This window comes from Collimonas sp. GW821-FHT07E08, assembly GCF_059418905.1.
The window spans coordinates 106,672-123,910 of record NZ_JBWKQR010000014.1 but is presented as its reverse complement, the minus strand read 5'-3'; the positions used below and the strand labels follow the sequence as shown (position 1 = coordinate 123,910).

Below are 17,239 nucleotides of genomic sequence, written 5' to 3'. Positions count from 1 at the left end.
GTTATTTTTCATTGAGGCTCGCTTATTCATCCGTGCTCACGATATTGTCCGGCAGCCTGACTCCGCCGCCCGTGATCTTCACATCCACGCCGTTCATGCCATCGCCATTGAGGCTGGATGCATTGTTCCGCGGCTGGACATTGAACTGAACCAGGTCGAGTGCTGCCAGGTCGATGCCCGCGTGCGGGGTGGCAAAAACCGAATCCAGCGCAGTGATCACGTTCTGTACCGAGACCGGGGCCGACCCCGGTTTCAAGGTCAACGCCGTGGCGTTGCCTGCCGCTTGCACGAACACATAGTTCATCGCGCTCAGGCCGCCGCCGTCAATCGCATACAGTCCCGGCAGGCTGGTCGGCTGGGCGTTGCTAGTCCAGGTCAGGCTGCCGGCCGTAGCGCTGTCCAGCGTATCGCCTCCCACCAGGCCGCTCAAGGTGCCGCTCAGGCCGGTCGGCGTTTGCCCGGCAATGAGGCTTGCCGGGGCGGCATTATAGGTAAGCGTCGCCGGCGTGATACTGGCGCTGGTCGTGGCCGTGCTGCTCACTATGTAGTTTCCGGCGTCGGCGCCGCTTGCGCTGATGCCCGCTACTGTCACGGTCTTGCCGGCGCCGGCATTCTTGTCGGCGAAGTTGGCGGAGGTATCGCTGAACGTCAGCGCATCGCCGGCCAGTCCGCCGCTGAGCGTCACCGCAGCCGTCGTATTGCCGTCATAGGTTTTATTGGCGCCGATGGCGGCAACGGTGATGGCCAGCGGCGTGATATCGGCAGTGGTCGATGCGGTGGCATTGCTGACCAGGTAGTTGCCGGCATCCGCCCCGCTGGCGCTGATGCCCGAAACGGTAACCGTCTTGCCCGTGCCTGCATTCTTGTCGCCAAAAGTTGCCGAGGTATCGCTGAATGTCACCTTGTCGCCGCCTATCAGGCCGCTGCCGGCCAATATCGCCGAACCGGAAGTCGTTGCGTCATAGACCTTGCTGACGCCGCTGGCGGTGACCGTGACCGACTGCCGGCTGACCGTATAGTCGCCGCTGATGCTGCCCAATATGTAGTTGCTTGCATCGGCGCCCCCCAAGGCGCCGTTCGCCGTTTCAATGCCGATGTGGGTGCCGGCAGTCAGGTGGCCGCTGCTGCTGGTCAGGCCGGTCGTGTTCACGGAAACGCCGGGGGCGTTGACCAGGTCTCCCGAGATGACATTCGATATGCTGATTGCGCCGGGCGTCAGCGCCGCACCGTAGGTCGAGCTGCCGGCCGCGATCGTGCCGGCTAGCGCCAGCTGGCTGACGGTATAGTCACCCGTGGCGCCGGCAAAGGTGTAGTTGCCCGCATCCGCCCCGCCCAAGGCCGTGCCCACCGATTCGATGCCATTATGCGTGCCGGCAATCAGGTGGCCGCTGCTGCTGGTCAAGCCGGTCGTATTCACGGTGACGGCGCCCGGCGTGACCAGGTCGCCGCTCACGGCGTTGGTGAAATTCACTGCCCCTGGCGCCAGGGTCGAACCGTAGGTCGAGCTGCCTGCCGCAAGCGTACCGTTCAAGGCCAGCTGGTTGACGGTGTAGTTGCCCGTGACCCCGCTGAATGTGTAGTTGCCGGCATCGGCCCCGCTCAAGGCGCTGACCGTTTCAATGCCGTTATGCGTGCCGGCGGTAAGGTGGCCGCTGCTGCTGGTAAGTCCAGTCGTGTTGACGCCAACCGTGGCCGTACCCAGCGCATCGCCTGAGACCGCATTGGTGAAATTCGCCGCGCCCGGCACCAGGGCCGAACCGTAGGTCGAACTGCCAGTCCCGATGGCGCCGGTCAAGGCCAACGGGCTCACGGTGTAGTTGCCTGTGGCGCCGGCAAAGGTGTAGTTACCCGCATCCGCCCCGCCCAAGACGGTGCCCACCGATTCGATGCCGTTATGCGTGCCGGCAATCAGGTGGCCGCTGCTGCTGGTCAGGCCGGTCGTATTCACGGTGACGGCGCCCGGCGTGACCAGGTCGCCGCTCACGGCGTTGGTGAAATTCACCACACCCGGCGCCAGCACCGAACCGTAGACCGAGCTGCCCGCCGCCACCGTGCCGTTCAAGGCCAGCTGGCTGACGCTATAGTCGCCGGTTGGTCCGGCAAAGGTGTAATTGCCTGCATCTGCCCCGCTCAGCGCGCTGACCGATTCAATGCCGGTGTGGGTGCCGGCGATCAAGTGCCCGCTGCTGCTGGTAAGTCCAGTCGTGTTGACGGCGACCGTGGCCGTACCCAGCACGTCGCCTGAGACGGCATTGGTGAAGTTCGCCGCACCTGGCGCCAGCACCGAACCGTAGGTCGAACTGCCAGTCCCGATGGCGCCGGTCAATGCCAACGGGCTCACGGTGTAGTTGCCGGTGACCCCGCTGAATGTATAGTTGCCGGCATCGGCCCCGCTCAAGGCGCTGACCGTTTCAATGCCGTTATGCGTGCCGGCGATCAGGTGGCCGCTGCTGCTGGTAAGTCCAGTCGTGTTGACGCCAACCGTGGCCGTACCCAGCGCATCGCCTGAGACCGCATTGGTGAAATTCGCCGCGCCCGGCACCAGGGCCGCACCGTAGGTCGAGCTGCCCGTCGCGATCGTGCCGACTAGCGCCAGCTGGCTGACGCTATAGTCGCCCGTGGCGCCGGCAAAGGTGTAGTTGCCCGCATCCGCCCCGCCCAAGGCCGTGCCCACCGATTCGATGCCCGTGTGAGTGCCGGCAATCAGATGGCCGCTGCTGCTGGTCAGGCCAGTCGTGTTGACCGTGACTGCGCCCGGCGTGACCAGGTCGCCGCTCACGGCGTTGGTGAAATTCACCGCCCCTGGCGCCAAGGTCGAGCCGTAGGTCGAACTGCCTGCGCCAACCGTGGCGTTCAAGGCCAGCTGGTTGACGGTGTAGTTGCCCGTGACCCCGCTGAATGTATAGTTGCCGGCATCGGCCCCGCTCAAGGCGCTGACCGTTTCAATGCCGTTATGCGTGCCGGCGGTAAGGTGGCCGCTGCTGCTGGTAAGTCCAGTCGTGTTGACGCCAACCGTGGCCGCACCCAGCACGTCGCCTGAGACCGCATTGGTGAAGTTCGCAGCGCCCGGCACCAGGGCCGAACCGTAGGTCGAACTGCCAGTCCCGATGGCGCCGGTCAAGGCCAACGGGCTCACGGTGTAGTTGCCTGTGGCGCCGGCAAAGGTGTAGTTGCCTGCGTCCGCCCCACCCAAGATAGTGCCCACCGATTCGATGCCGTTATGCGTGCCTGCAATCAGGTGGCCGCTGCTGCTGGTCAGGCCGGTCGTATTCACGGTGACGGCGCCCGGCGTGACCAGGTCGCCGCTCACCGCGTTGGTGAAATTCGCCACGCCCGGGACCAGGGCCGCACCGTAGGTCGAGCTGCCCGCCGCCACCGTGCCGTTCAAGGCCAGCTGGCTGACGGTATAGTCACCCGTGGCGCCGGCAAAGGTGTAGTTGCCGGCGTCCGCCCCGCCCAAGGTCGTGCCCGCCGATTCGATGCCGGTATGGGTGCCGGCAATCAGGTGGCCGCTGCTGCTGGTCAGGCCGGTCGTGTTGACCGTGACAGCGCCCGGCGTGACCAGGTCGCCGCTCACGGCGTTGGTGAAATTCACTGCCCCTGGCGCCAAGCTCGAGCCGTAGGTCGAGCTGCCTGCGCCGACCGTAGCGTTCAAGGCCAGCTGGTTGACGGTGTAGTTGCCCGTGACCCCGCTGAATGTATAGTTGCCGGCATCGGCCCCGCTCAAGGCGCTGATCGTTTCAATGCCGTTATGCGTGCCGGCAATCAGGTGGCCGCTGCTGCTGGTAAGTCCAGTCGTGTTGACGCCAACCGTGGCCGTACCCAGCGCATCGCCTGAGACCGCATTGGTGAAATTCGCCGCGCCCGGCACCAGGGCCGCACCGTAGGTCGAGCTGCCCGTCGCAACCGTACCGGTCAGGGCCAGCTGGCTGACGCTATAGTCGCCCGTGGCGCCGGCAAAGGTGTAGTTGCCCGCATCCGCCCCGCCCAAGGTCGTGCCCGCCGATTCGATGCCGGTGTGGGTACCGGCAATCAGATGGCCGCTGCTGCTGGTAAGACCCGTGGTGTTGACCGTGACAGCGCCCGGCGTGACCAGGTCGCCGCTCACGGCGTTGGTGAAATTCACTGCCCCTGGCGCCAAGCTCGAGCCGTAGGTCGAGCTGCCTGCGCCGACCGTAGCGTTCAAGGCCAACTGGTTGACGGTGTAGTTGCCCGTGACCCCGCTGAATGTGTAGTTGCCGGCATCGGCCCCGCTCAAGGCGCTGACCGTTTCAATGCCGTTATGCGTGCCGGCGGTAAGGTGGCCGCTGCTGCTGGTAAGGCCCGTGGTATTGACGCCAACCGTGGCCGCACCCAGCACGTCGCCTGAGACCGCATTGGTGAAGTTCGCAGCACCCGGCACCAGGGCCGAACCATAGGTCGAGCTGCCCGTCCCTATCGAACCGGTCAAGGCCAGCGGCGTAACAGTGTAATTGCCAGTGGCGCCGGCAAAGGTGTAATTGCCCGCATCGGCGCCGCTCAGCGTACCGCTCACCGACTCGATGCCAGTGTGCGTGCCGGCCGTCAGGTGGCCGCTGCTGCTGGTCAGGCCCGCCGTATTGACGGTCACCGGCGCAGCCGTGACGGTATGGCCGGCGACCATATTGGTGAAAGTCACCGTGCCGGGCACCAGGGCCGAACCATAAACGGAGCTGCCGGCGCCGATGCTGCCGGTCAGCGCCAGCGGATTGATGGTCAACGCGCCATTGACGAAAGTGATGAGGTAACCCTGCTGGCCGGTGGAAGAAAGACCCGACGCGATGATCGTGTAAGTGCCGGCGTTGACCGCCGTTTGCGACGTTCCGCCATAGCTTAAGCTGCCTGTCAGGCCGCTCGGCATGGCCGAATATCGATAGCCATCGAGGCCGGTGTAAGTAACGCCATTGTTGCTGGCATAGGCCGCGCCGTTGAAAACGCTGCTGGCATTGTTGGCCGTGACGGTCAACGCCGTCATGCCGGAGAGTAATAGCGGATAGCCGCCGGACATTATCCAGGTGCCGCTGAAGTCCCATGCGGGATTCAGATTGCCGTTGGCGGCGGTGCTGGATGTGAAATTGGCCTGGTTCTGCATGTTGGCGGTGGTCATGCCGGTGCCCGCGGCAGAGGTGGCCTGACCGGAGCTTGTCTTGTCCCAGAAGCTGCCAGTGACGGTGCCGGCGTTATTGCCAATCAGCCCGCCGACCGAACTCGAGCCGGCCCCGGCGCTGACGCTGCCCGTCGAAAAGCTGTTGGTAACTGTGCCGCCTAATGCCCCGGCGCCGGCATTGTTGCCTACCAGTCCGCCGACAAATGAAGCACCGGCAGCGCCGGTGACACTGCCCGTCGCATAGCTGTTGCTGATCGCAGGGTTGCCGCCAGCACCACCGTAATTGTGGCCAACCAGGCCGCCGACAGCGCTGGTGCCGGACACGTTGCCCGTCGCATAGCTGTTGCTGATCGTGGACGGACCGGAAAAGCCATAATTGGCGCCGAGCAAGCCGCCCACATAGGACGAGCCGCTCACGGAGCCGGTGGCATAGCTGTTGCTGATCACGCTGACGACGCTGCCTCCGCCATAGCTGTATCCGATCAATCCGCCGACATATAGGCTGGATCCGGTGACATTCCCGGTCGCATAGCTGTAATTGACGGTCCCCCCTTGCAAGCCGCCGACCAGGCCACCGACGTCACTTGCCGCAGCCCCGCCATTGACCGTGCCGCCCGCATGACTTCTGGTGATCGTGCCGCCACTGTTTTCGCCTACCAAGCCGCCGACAAAAGTCGCATTGCTGCTAGCACCCACCGTAGCGGTTGAAAAGCTGTTATTGATCTTCCCGAAATTCTGCCCCACCAGCGCGCCGGTGTAGTTGGACGAGGTGACCGCCACGCTGCCGCCGAGCAGACCCACGTTGCGCACCACTCCGGCCGCCCCCACCGCGCCGATCATACCCACGCCGACAACCGAACCTTGATTGATCGTGAGACCGCTGACGGTATGGCCGAGGCCATCAAAGACGCCGGAAAATTCCTGCGCCGGGGTCAATACTGTAACCCCGTTACCGCCTATCGGCGTAAAGCCAGCGCCGCTGTTCCAGGCCGAGGTAGCGGCAGCGTTGATATCGCTGCCCAGAGCATAATAGCCGGCCAGGTTTCCTATCGTTCCCTGCAAGCTGCCGTCGCCGCTGCTGGCGGCCGTACCCAGGGAATTGATGACCGTATAAACATGATTGTTCATGGTCAGCACGCCGCTGCCGCTGAAATTGACGCGGCCGTTAAACCCGGCGCTGCCCAAGGCTACATTGACATGGCCGCTGCCAGGCTCCAGGTCCAGGCTGGCCGAGCCGCTTGCCGTCATCGTGGCATTGATGTTCACGTCGTTGCTGGCGTTCAAGGTCAGCTTGTGGCCGTTCCAGGTTACCGTATCGTCGACATTGACATTGCCGCTGGTGCCGCTGGCGCCGCTGGCCGAAGAAATCGTCACATTGCTCGAGCTTAATGCCGCGTTAAGCGCGGCGCCGGTCAGGTCGCCGTTGCTAGGCGCGATCGTGAAATCCGTCGGATCGATCAGCCAGGTGCCGGCCAGGCCTAGCGCCGCAGCCGTGGTGATCTTGGCGCTATTCGCTACCTTGACGTTGGCTGCGCTGGTCTCAATGAAACCGCCGTTGCCGCCGCCAGGCGCGCTGGCGTCAAGCGTGCCGCCGACGTTGACGGTGCCCGCTGCCATGCCGCCCAGCAAAGTAATCGTGCCGCCCTGGTTTTCCACCGTGCGCGCTTCAATCACGCCGGTGTTGTTGACGACGCTGGCCAGCAACGCATCTTTGGCGCCAGCGCTCATGATCACGCGGCCGCCGTCGGCCCGGATCAGTCCGCCGTTTTCTGCCGCGCTGTTCAGCACGCTCTGGTCGACCTGCAGCTGCAGCAGGCTGTTGCCGCTGAACGTGAGGGTGGCGGCGTTGCCGGCGCCGAGCGCCACCGCGCCCTGTGGCGCGCTGATCGTGCCCTGGTTGCTGACATGGTTGCCGAGCAAGGCGACGTAGCCGCCGTTGGCCGCCGTGATCGATCCCTGGTTGACCACGCTGCCGGAGCCGTTGCCGCTGAAAGTGCGGGTATTGCCGTTCAAGCCGGCGTCATGCAAATCCAGCGTGGAGGCAACCAGGCCGCCGACATTGACCTGTGCGCCGGCGCCGAACAGGATGCCGTTCGGGTTGATCAGGAACACCTGGCCGTTGGCATTCAGGTGGCCGAGGATCTGGGTGCCGTTGGTATCGAATATGCGGTTGACGGCAATCGCGCTGACCGAGGGCTGCACGAAATTCACCGTTTCTTGCGGAGCGATGTTGAAGCCGCTCCAGTTCAGGGTTGCATTCTGGCTGGTCTGGCTGATCGTGGTGGTTGCGCCGGATTGGCGGATGCTGCCGCTGCCCGCGACAACCTGGCCGCCGGTCGGCGCCGCCTGGGCCGCAATCGCCGTCAGCGACAAGGCCGCCGCCACCAGTTTGCGGCGCCCGCCCTTGCCGCGTCCGCGGGTTGTTTCCGCTACTGCGATCCAGCCGTTGGTCACAGTGCTCCAGACCAGGCGATAGATGTGGTTCATAGATCCGTGGCGTTTCATGGGATGATTTCCTAATTGAACCTGCGCTACTCAACCAGACAATGCGCGCGGCTAGCCAAGACCTGGTCGGCCGCCCGCCTGCTCCTCGCTTCAACAAACCGTGCGGCATCGACATCGACGCCGCGTATTCGTCACGCAGAAACTGTGCTTAAGCTGCCCGGCGCCGGGAAAACAGCGATACGGCTGAGCAGACTTTCAATTAAAAATCGTATTACAGCGACAACGGATTCAAAGGACTGTGACTGGCGCATCTTGCGCCAAAATGAAAGTTGGCATACAGATAAGCCAACCTGAGGGACATAGCTGGTTTCCCTATCCAGCTTTCTTTTAAGCAAAATATTACACCAAGTCAATGTGTTACACCCAAGCCAATTGTTAATAACTGTTAACTTTAATTGTATTTTATTGTATCCGTCGGATTCTGGCCTCAGCTGGCCGTCCACAAGACCCTTGCCATGACTTTTTTCAGGTAAGTATTGCCGAATGCTATTGCCGAATCAGGTTTTTCCTGTTCAACTTCGGCTTGCTGCAAATTAACATTCAGCAACCCTGATCCGTATCAAAACAGGCTACTCAACGAAGGAAATGCGATGAACATATTTCTCGGTAGCATCATGACGTTCGGTTTTCAGTTCAATCCCAGCGGCTGGCAGCAATGCAACGGCCAACTTATCGGCATCGATCAGAATTCGGCCTTGTTCGCCTTGCTGGGCACCACATTTGGCGGCGACGGCGTGCAAACCTTTCAACTGCCGAACCTGCAAGGACGAATGCCGCTTTGCCAAGGCAACGGCGCTACGCTGAGCCCCCGTGTGATCGGCGAGTTTTCCGGCACCGAAAGCATCTCGATCGGCATCAGCAACCTGCCATCCCACACTCATACCGCCGCCTTCACTCCTTCAGGCAGCAGCGGCTACACGGTGTCAGGCAACACCACCGGCAACCTGCTGGCGCCCACCGCGACCAACAACATCCCGTCGGGATCACCCGCCGGCACCTCGGCCGGGGCAATCTGGGGCTCGACCGCACCCACCATTCCTCTGGGCGGCGCAGGCGGCGGCTCCGGCGCTACGGTGAGCAACGCCCTCACGGGCAACAATCAGGCCGTGGGAAGCATGAATCCCTACCTGGCGCTGAACTTCAGCATCGCCTTGGCGGGTATTTTTCCTTCGCGCAATTAAGCATTACCGCAGTAAAGCCAGCCGGCCTCGAATAGCAAAAACACCGGTCTTAAACCGCAGCAATGACAAGGGAGATTTCCATGGAAGTGTTTCTCGGCAGCATAATGACTTTCGGTTTTCAGTTTAATCCTAACGGCTGGCAGCAATGCAACGGCCAGACGCTCGCCATTCAGCAATATGCAGCCTTGTTCTCGCTGCTGGGCACCACCTACGGCGGCAACGGCACGACATCCTTCCAGCTGCCGAATCTGCAAGGACGGGTGCCGATCGGCCAAGGCAACGGCATCGGCTTGACGCCGCGCGTGCTCGGCGAAGCGGCCGGCACTGAAAACATTTCGATCACCATCAACAATATGCCGTCCCATACCCATGTCGCCACCTTTACGCCGTCGGGCGGCGGCAGCGGCTACATGGTATCGAGCAATACCACAGGCAACCAGCTGGTACCGAGCGCGACCAACAACATCTTGTCCGGATCGCCTGCCGGCCCGCAAGGCGCGGCGATCTGGGGCTCGGCGGCCGGGACCATTCCTTTGGGCGGCAGCAGCGGCAGCGCCGGCGGCACCGTCACCAATGCCCTCACCGGCAACAACATACCTGTGGGCAGCATGAACCCTTACCTGGCGCTGAACTTCAGCATCGCGCTGGTGGGTATTTTCCCGTCCCGCAACTAGCGCACTGCAAGCGCGGGCTGGCCGGCTGCCGGTCAGCTGCGCTTCCGTTTTTTCATTGCCGACAGATTGAATCCGATGCTAGAACTCGTTGACGCCGCTTATTTCACTCCCTCGACCGGACAGGTTTGCACGCTGCAGCTGCCGGACGGCAGTGCCTTGCCGGTGCTGGTCGACAGCGTGAATGTGAAAGCGCAATACCGCAACCCGTATGCGCCGGAACAGCAGCGCCTGCCGTTCATCGTCACGCTGACTGCACAGCAAGCCACCGATTTTCTGGAAGGCCCGTGTACGATCGATTTGCCGCAACGCCAGCGCCTGGAAGGCGTTTACGTATCGCGCCTGGCGCCGCTCGGACGCGATCCGGCCGGCGCCTATTTCCAGGTGGTGTTCAGCTAAGGGGGGTCAAGGCTGGCGCGGATACCACACCATGCGGTCGGCCATCAATTGCGATTCTTCCACCTGGAATCCCAGTTCCAGGTAGATGCGCTTGGCGCCGGGATTGTTGTGCCAGACCACCACCGTAACCGGGCACTGTACATTGCCGGCGGCTTGCAGCACGCCGCGCAGGACTGCCTTGCCGTAGCCGAAGCCGCGGGCGGCGGTAACGAACGCAAGGTAAATCACGCGCACTTCGTTGTGGCCGAAATCCACCACCAAGGCACCGACGGCAGCCTGGGTTTTCTCGATGACGAAATGCATGGCGTTTGGATACTCTTCTCCGGTGCCCTGCGCATGTACGGCATATTGCTGGGCGACCACCGTTTCGATGAATTCGGGTTCGCCGTCGATCAACTGCAGATCCGGACGGGCGGAACGATACAGGGTTGCCAGGAAGGGCTGGTCGCCGGCGGCGGCAGGCCGCAGCGAAATGCCGGCCGGCATGGCAGAGGAAGAAGTGAGCATGCTGAATTTTCTGAGGAATTGAAGTAAATACCGTGGCCGTCATTACGGTGGCCGTCACTACGGTGGCCGTCACTACGGCGTACATCCATTGCTGGAGCAAGCTTATAACAGAAGCCGCCTTGACGGCTGGAGTTGCCTCAAATAAAGTACTCCGGCGCAAGATTTTACCCGCGCCGCCGCCAAGCGGAGAAGCGCTGCAATCGACATATCAATTGGATTGAAGGTAGCCGAATGAACCGATGCTTCAAGTTGCCGCTGCTGTTTGATCCTGACGCGCTGCTGAAGGATTTGCGCGCTTGCGAAGCCATGGAATGGCCGCCGCATTTCCATACCGAAGACTATGCCGGCCTATGGTCGGGCCTGGCGCTGCGCTCGGCATCCGGCAAGGCGGACGATATTTACTCCCACCCAGGCAGCGCCACCTGCCTGGATACGCCTTTGCTCGGCCTTTGCCCCTACATCGCCGGCATCTTCGACGCCTTCGAATGCGAAATAGAGTCGGCCAGGCTGCTGCGCCTGGCGCCCGGCGCGCTCATCAAGGAACATCGGGACCTGCATACCGGATATCAGTTTGATGTCTTTCGCGTCCACATCCCGATCGAGACCAGCAGGCAAGTGCGATTCCTGCTTGGCGGACAGGCCTTGGACATGCGCGCAGGCGAGTGCTGGTATGCCGATTTCAGCCTGCCTCACAGTGTCGAGAATTGCGGGGACAGCGCGCGCACCAACCTGATCCTGGACTGCAAAAGGAATGACTGGTCGGATCAGCTATTCCGCCAGGCCGGCTACGATTTCGAGGCAGAGGCGCGCAGCCGCAGGCTTGACAGCGCAACCCGCGCCATGGTGATCGCGCGCCTGTCCACGATGAAAAGCGAGGCCGCGGAACGCTTGATCAAGCAGCTGGAAGCCGAGGCGGATAGCGATGAATAGCGCAATACAGCAAGAGATACGGCAAGCCGATGCGGCTGTCGCGGCCGAGGAATGGATACCCTACAAGCTGCTGCGGCAAGAACAGCAATGGCGTTGCCTGTGGCTCGACCTGGCGGGCAAGCGCATTTCCGAGCCGTTTTTCTCCGACACGATTTTACGCTGCAAAGCCGGCGCCCCAATCAACCGGCGCTTTGCCAGCATCAGCTCCCTGGAATACCTGACTGCATGCGCATCAGCCGCGGCCGACGTGGTCGCGCCAAGCGCATTTATTTTCCACGTTTCGCGCTGCGGCTCAACCCTGGTCTCGCAACTGCTTGGATTGAGCGAAAAAAATATCACCCTGTCTGAAGTGCCTCTGATCGATGAACTGCTGCGCGCGTCCGGCAGGCAGGAGGATTCTTCTGCGGCGGAAGCTGCGCTGAAAGCCAGCATTGCTTTGCTGGGCCGGCGCAGGTTCGGGCAGGAAAAGCATTTGTTCATCAAGCTCGACAGCTGGCATGTCTTTTTTGCCGGCACGCTGAGAAGGCTTTACCCAGGGGTTCCGTTCGTACTGCTGTACCGCAGCCCGGACGAAGTGGTTTTTTCACATCAAAAGCGGCGCGGCATGCAGGCCGTACCGGGGCTGCTTGAACCGGAACTGTTCGGCATGTCACGCGCGGAATCGACAAGTTACGATGGCGACCGCTATATCGCCAAGGTGCTGGAATATTATTACTCGCAATTCTTGCTCATCGCCGAAAATGACGATGACTCAATCCTGCTGGACTACCGGCAAGGCGGCATCGACATCGTGCGCCGCCTGGCCAGGTTTGCGGGCATGGCCCTGGATGAGGCAGAAATTGCGGAAATGGCAGTGCGTTCGCGCTTTCATGCAAAATATCCGGAACAGGGATTTGCAGAAGAAAAAAAAGAATCTTGCGCGCCTGCATATCTTCAGCCGGCGCAGGCAATGTATATCCGCCTTGAGCAACTGCGGGCAAAACTCTCCCGCTGATACGCGACCGCCATTTCGGTAAATATGCCGCATCAGGCAGGGAATGGTTCATGCCGCGCCGGCAGTCCATTGCGAGCGGCGTCAGCTAGGCGATATGCTTGTGGCAGATGCAATGCCCCCAGCGGTACAGGTGCATGTTGTGCAGCAGGTCCTTGGTCGCCGTCGGCACGCCGCTCAGCAGGATTTCCTTGGCGGTCAGGCCGAATACCGCCAGGCTGATCGACGGCGCCAGCGACACGACCGCGTGCCAGGTCCGTTTCGGTATGAACAAGGCGTCGCCCTGCTCCACCCGCGCGTACAAGCCTTTGGCCTGTTCCAGCTCGCGCAGCTGTTCCGGGTTCTTGTCGAAATGCGCGATGTTGATCGAGCTCAGGGTGGCGCCCCAGTCGTATTTTTTCGAGGGCCGCATGAACGCTTCTTCCGACGGCGGGAACATGACAAATTCCTTGATCCCGCGCGCCTGGCAAAACCAGTTGTTGGGCACATCGCGGTGCAGTCCCGTGTGGGTGTTGGCCGGCCCCATGAATACCGACTCCCAGGTCCAGCGCCAGCCCGGCCACAGGCTGCGGATATCGAAATCGCTGCGCAGCTGCGGGAAATCCTCCAGGATGCTCCATTGCGCCAGGTAGTTCCGATGCGGGGTGAACGATTGCATGTGCGCCCAGTTGAGGTGGAACTCCTCGCCCGGCTGCAACTGCAGGCGCCGACGGTTCGGCAGCAGGCCGGCTTCGTCGCTGACCGGCACCGTGGCCAGCGCGGCAAGTTCACGCAGGTACGGCGCAATCGGCAGCAGCGGACGCTCCTGCGTTTCGCCCTGTTCGACCAGGCCGTTCTGGAATTTCCGGGTCGGCTCCGAGCCGTCCTTGTTGCGCAGCTGCGCCATCTTTTCAAAAGACCAGTTTTCCTGCGCCGGCCAGTTGCGCAGCGCGCCCTTCACCAGCAAGGGCCGGGTCCGTTCGCCGAAGCCGCCCTCCTGCGCCAGTTGCAATGCGTCGATTTCTTCCACCAGCTTAAATGCCGGACCTGAAATTTGTGTCATATCCTGATTACCTGCAATGTCAAGGGAGCCGGCTGTCGTTTTCGCTGACGGGGACGTAACGCCGCTCGCCGCTGTCCGGGCTGTACCATACGCTCATCACCCGGCCCGATTCCGGATCGACAAAACGCTCCCCGGTTTCCTGCCAAGGGCCGTCGTCCGGTTTGGGCGCGTGCGCATAGCGCCAGCGTTCCAGCAATACTGCCGCCGCCAGCAGCAAGCCCCAAAAGGCGAACGGCCAGGCGCCGTCGGCGCCGGCAATGACGCCGACCAGGCCGGCCAGTCCCAGCAGCACCGCAAAACCAAGCAGCAGCAGACGCAACATGGTCAGGCCGCAACCGGCTCGACCACCACCGCCGTGCCATATGCCACGATCTCGCTCATGGTCTGTCCCATTTCCGATGAATCGAAGCGCATCATCACCACTGCGTTGCCGCCCATGCGATGGGCGTTCTTGACCATGCGGTCGACTGCATGGCGGCGCGCCTCCTCAAGCAGCTGCGTATATTCGGTGATTTCGCCGCCGACCAGCGAGCGCAGCCCAGCCATGATGTTGCCCGCCAGGCCGCGGCTGCGCACCACCAGCCCGAACACCTGGCCTTTGACTTCCTTGACCCGGTAACCCGAGATGTTTTCTGTAGTGACCACCAGCATATTTCCCCCATGAAGATTGCTGCAATCCAATTGTAAATCAGCGCGGCCGCTTCACGGGAATTTCCTCGGCCGCCAGCTCAAACCCGCACCAGCAGCTTGCCGATATTCTTGCCCTCGAACAGGCTGTTGAGCGCCTCCGGCAACTGCGCGAAACCGTCGACATAGGTTTCCTGGAATACAATCTCGCCGCTTTTCACCCACGGCGCCACGATCGCCAGCATTTCATCCATGCGGTGGGTAAAGTCGCGGGCCAGGATGCCCTGGATGGTGGCGCGCTGGAACAGCATGTGCTGCAGGAAGCGCGGGCCGAGGTCGGGCGTGTCGAGGCCGCCGTCATACTGGCTGATGGCGCCGCAAATGATGATGCGTGCGCGCCGCTTGATCAGCGGGATGACGGCGTCGGTGATAGCGCCGCCGACATTGTCAAAATAGATATCGACGCCGCCGGTAGCGGACTGGATAGCCGCGCTCAGCGCCGCCGGCGTGGCATGGGCACGGTAGTCGACCGCGCCGTCAAGCTTCAGCGTTTCGGTAAGGAATTTGCATTTCCCGGGCCCGCCGGCAATCCCGATCACGCGGCAGCCGGCGCGTTTGCCGAACTGCGCCACCAGCGAACCGACCGCGCCGGCAGCGCCGGACACCAGCAAGGTATCGCCGGGCCGCGGCCGGCCTGCTTCGGTCAGGCCGAACCAGGCGGTCCGCCCCGGCATGCCGAGCACGCCCAGCGCGGTGGAAACCGGCGCCGCGGCGGGATCAAGCTTGGTGAGTTCGCTGTGGTGGCAGCGTGCATACAGCTGCCAGCCGCTGTACGCCGACACCCAGTCGCCGGCCTTGAACAGCGGGCTGGCCGACGCCACCACTTCGCCCACCACGCCGGCGCGCTGGACGATGCCCAGCGGATGCGGCACGTCATAGGTGTTGCGTTCATGCTGCTGGATGCGGATATAAGGATCGACGCTGACGATCCTGGCGCGCAGGATCACTTCATTGGCCGAGAGATTCCCGTCCAGTTCGGTTGCACGCAATTCATAGTGTTCGTTGCTGACGCGCCCGTCGGGACGCTTGACGTAAAACCATTGCTGGTTCTGGTATGTGCTTTGCATGTCTGGCGCCTGGTTGCTTTTGGCCTGACAGTGTAGCCAAATTGCGGCGAGTGCGCCGGCCATGCCAAAAACCTGGATTCCGGCGCAAGTTATGCGGGCGGCAACACGCGTCCCCAGGGAGCAGCGGCGTAGTGCCGCTGCTCGAACATTTCTATGCGCGGCAACAGCTGCAAAGTCGCTCCCACCATATCGAGCCCTTCGACAATCATCTTTTTGTGGCGCTCGCCAAGCGCAAAACCGAACACATGCGAGGCGCTGCGGACTTCCATCCTTTCCAGGTCGATGGCCAGGTGCTTGTCGTTCGCCTGGTCCTGCAGCAGCAAGCCGATCTGGTCCGCTTCCAGCACCACCAGCAGCAAACGATTGTTCAAGGCGTTGCTGAAAAATATCTCACCGAAACTGGAGGCAAGCACCGCCTCGATGCCCAGCTGCTGCAAACCCCACACCGCATGCTCGCGGCTCGAGCCGCAACCGAAATTGGGGCCGCCGAGCAGGATATTGGCATGCGCGTACGCGGCGTGGTTGAGCACAAAATCCGGCCTGGGGCTGCCATCGGGATGGAACCGCAAGTCAAACAGCACGCCCTTGTCCAATCCTTCCTTGGTGATGGTGCGCAAGAACTGCTTGGGCATGATCTGGTCGGTATCCAGGTTGTCGATCAGCAGCGGCGCCGCGACGCCTGTTATGTTTGTCTTGTCATGCATGCCGGTTCTCCAGTGTGCGGACATCGCTGATGCGTCCGGTGATTGCGGCGGCGGCCGCCATCGCCGGGCTCATCAGGTGGGTGCGCCCGCCGCGGCCCTGGCGGCCTTCGAAATTGCGGTTGGTGGTGGAAGCGCAGCGCTCGCCAGGCGCCAGGACGTCGTCGTTCATCGCCAGGCACATCGAACATCCCGGCTGGCGCCATTCAAACCCGGCGTCGATAAAAATCCTGGCCAGGCCTTCCTGCTCCGCCTGGCGCCGCACCGCGCCCGAACCCGGCACCACCATTGCCCTGACCGTCGGCGCGACATGGCGGCCACGCGCTATCGCCGCGGCGCTGCGCAAATCCTCGATGCGGCCATTGGTGCACGATCCGATGAAGACGCGGTCGACCGGCAAACCAAGCATGGTCTCGCCGGCGGCCAACCCCATGTATTGCAGCGCCAGCGAGATGGCGGCGCCGGCATGGGCGTCGGCTGCCGCCGCCGGATCGGGTATCGGCGCCGTGACTGCCACCGCCTGGTCGGGACTGGTGCCCCAGGTCACGAACGGCGCCACTTCCGATGCCGAGAATGCATGTTCGATATCGAAGGCGGCATCGGCGTCGGAATGCAGCTGCTCCCAGTCCGCCAGCGCCTGCCTGAATTCCTGCTCGCCAAGGCCGGCTGCTTTCGCCCTGACGTAGTCGAAGGTGGTCTGGTCAGGCCGGATCAAGGCCGCCCTGGCGCCGGCTTCGACTGCCATGTTGCACAAAGTCATGCGCGCTTCTGCCGACAACGCCGCAATCGTCGATCCTGAAAATTCCACCGCATAGCCGCGTGCGCCCTGGGCGCCGATGCGGGCGATGATCTGCAAGACCAGGTCCTTGACGGAAGTGCCGGCAGGCAGCGCTCCCTCGACCTTGATGCGCATGTCTCGCGCTAGCCGGTAAACCAGGGTTTGCGTCGCCAGGATATGCTCCACCTCGGAAGTGCCGACGCCGAAGCCGAGCGCACCCAGGGCGCCATAGGTGGTGGTGTGGCTGTCGCCGCACAGCACCACCATGCCAGGCCGGATCCAGCCGTGTTCGGGAGCGATGATGTGTTCGATGCCTTGCTCTTCGTGGTTGGTGTCGAACAGCCTGATGCCGAAGTCGCGGCAATTGCGCTTCAGGTTGCTGGCCTGCAGCGCCGACGGCGGATCGACGATCGCGCGCTCGGCGACGCTGACCGGATGGGTCGGAATGATATGCGACACCACGGCCAGCTGCTGCCGCGGGCGCAGCACCTTGCGGTTTTTCTCGCGCAGGCTGCTGAATGCCTGCGGGCTGGTGTACTCGTTCATGATATGCAGGTCCGCATACAGCAGTACATGCTGCTCGTCGAGCTGGGCGACAGTGTGCGAATCCACCAGTTTCCTGTACAGCGTACGCTGCGGGATATTGCCGTGCATG

General features: G+C 62.5%; 13 protein-coding genes. 5 read left to right on the top strand and 8 right to left on the bottom strand.

Annotated features, from left to right (window positions below; all coding sequences use genetic code 11):
- Positions 1 to 22: 22 nt before the first annotated feature.
- Positions 23 to 7,630: a beta strand repeat-containing protein gene (locus AC07RZ_RS18640; protein WP_494669064.1), complete on the bottom strand. Its 7,608-nt coding sequence runs from the start codon at positions 7,628 to 7,630 to the stop codon at positions 23 to 25.
- Positions 7,631 to 8,220: 590 nt separating this feature from the next.
- Here AC07RZ_RS18640 and AC07RZ_RS18635 point away from each other — a divergent pair.
- The 3 genes from AC07RZ_RS18635 (at position 8,221) to AC07RZ_RS18625 (ending at position 9,881) form a co-directional block, all read left to right on the top strand.
- Positions 8,221 to 8,811: a phage tail protein gene (locus tag AC07RZ_RS18635; RefSeq protein ID WP_494669063.1), complete on the top strand. Its 591-nt coding sequence runs from the start codon at positions 8,221 to 8,223 to the stop codon at positions 8,809 to 8,811.
- An 80-nt stretch (positions 8,812 to 8,891) separates the two neighbouring features.
- Positions 8,892 to 9,485 (top strand): phage tail protein, encoded by a 594-nt coding sequence (locus AC07RZ_RS18630; RefSeq protein ID WP_092398672.1) that lies wholly within the window; start codon positions 8,892 to 8,894, stop codon positions 9,483 to 9,485.
- Between the two features lie 75 nt (positions 9,486 to 9,560).
- A complete protein-coding gene (locus AC07RZ_RS18625) occupies positions 9,561 to 9,881 on the top strand; it encodes a DUF6916 family protein (protein ID WP_494669062.1) in 321 nt (106 codons plus the stop codon).
- A gap of 6 nt (positions 9,882 to 9,887) precedes the next feature.
- Here the strand turns inward: AC07RZ_RS18625 and AC07RZ_RS18620 are convergent, their stop codons facing one another.
- Positions 9,888 to 10,388: a GNAT family N-acetyltransferase gene (locus tag AC07RZ_RS18620; protein ID WP_144737481.1), complete on the bottom strand. Its 501-nt coding sequence runs from the start codon at positions 10,386 to 10,388 to the stop codon at positions 9,888 to 9,890.
- A 231-nt stretch (positions 10,389 to 10,619) separates the two neighbouring features.
- Here AC07RZ_RS18620 and AC07RZ_RS18615 point away from each other — a divergent pair, with 231 nt between their 5' ends.
- Both AC07RZ_RS18615 and AC07RZ_RS18610 read left to right on the top strand, forming a co-directional pair.
- Positions 10,620 to 11,318 (top strand): aspartyl/asparaginyl beta-hydroxylase domain-containing protein, encoded by a 699-nt coding sequence (locus AC07RZ_RS18615; protein WP_494669061.1) that lies wholly within the window; start codon positions 10,620 to 10,622, stop codon positions 11,316 to 11,318.
- Positions 11,311 to 12,312: a sulfotransferase family protein gene (locus tag AC07RZ_RS18610; protein WP_494669060.1), complete on the top strand. Its 1,002-nt coding sequence runs from the start codon at positions 11,311 to 11,313 to the stop codon at positions 12,310 to 12,312. The genes AC07RZ_RS18615 and AC07RZ_RS18610 overlap by 8 nt, the downstream gene beginning before the upstream one ends.
- A gap of 85 nt (positions 12,313 to 12,397) precedes the next feature.
- Here AC07RZ_RS18610 and AC07RZ_RS18605 read toward each other — a convergent pair whose 3' ends face one another.
- From AC07RZ_RS18605 to leuC, 6 genes are all read right to left on the bottom strand, one after another.
- Positions 12,398 to 13,351: a cupin-like domain-containing protein gene (locus tag AC07RZ_RS18605; RefSeq protein WP_494669059.1), complete on the bottom strand. Its 954-nt coding sequence runs from the start codon at positions 13,349 to 13,351 to the stop codon at positions 12,398 to 12,400.
- Between the two features lie 19 nt (positions 13,352 to 13,370).
- A complete protein-coding gene (locus AC07RZ_RS18600) occupies positions 13,371 to 13,673 on the bottom strand; it encodes a hypothetical protein (protein WP_144737473.1) in 303 nt (100 codons plus the stop codon).
- 2 nt (positions 13,674 to 13,675) lie between these two features.
- The gene (locus AC07RZ_RS18595) at positions 13,676 to 14,002 is read right to left on the bottom strand and encodes a YbjQ family protein (protein ID WP_144737471.1); all 327 of its coding nucleotides are present in this window, start codon (positions 14,000 to 14,002) and stop codon (positions 13,676 to 13,678) included.
- Positions 14,003 to 14,079: 77 nt separating this feature from the next.
- Positions 14,080 to 15,105 carry an NADP-dependent oxidoreductase gene (locus tag AC07RZ_RS18590; protein ID WP_494669058.1) on the bottom strand — a complete coding sequence of 342 codons (1,026 nt, stop codon included), beginning with the start codon at positions 15,103 to 15,105 and terminating at the stop codon, positions 14,080 to 14,082.
- A gap of 89 nt (positions 15,106 to 15,194) precedes the next feature.
- On the bottom strand, positions 15,195 to 15,809 hold the full coding sequence (gene leuD, locus AC07RZ_RS18585; RefSeq protein WP_494669057.1) for a 3-isopropylmalate dehydratase small subunit: 615 nt from the start codon (positions 15,807 to 15,809) through the stop codon (positions 15,195 to 15,197).
- Positions 15,802 to 17,238, bottom strand: a complete 1,437-nt coding sequence (gene leuC / locus AC07RZ_RS18580; RefSeq protein ID WP_494669056.1) for a 3-isopropylmalate dehydratase large subunit — start codon at positions 17,236 to 17,238, stop codon at positions 15,802 to 15,804. The genes leuD and leuC overlap by 8 nt, the downstream gene beginning before the upstream one ends.
- Between the last annotated feature and the right edge of the window lies 1 nt (position 17,239).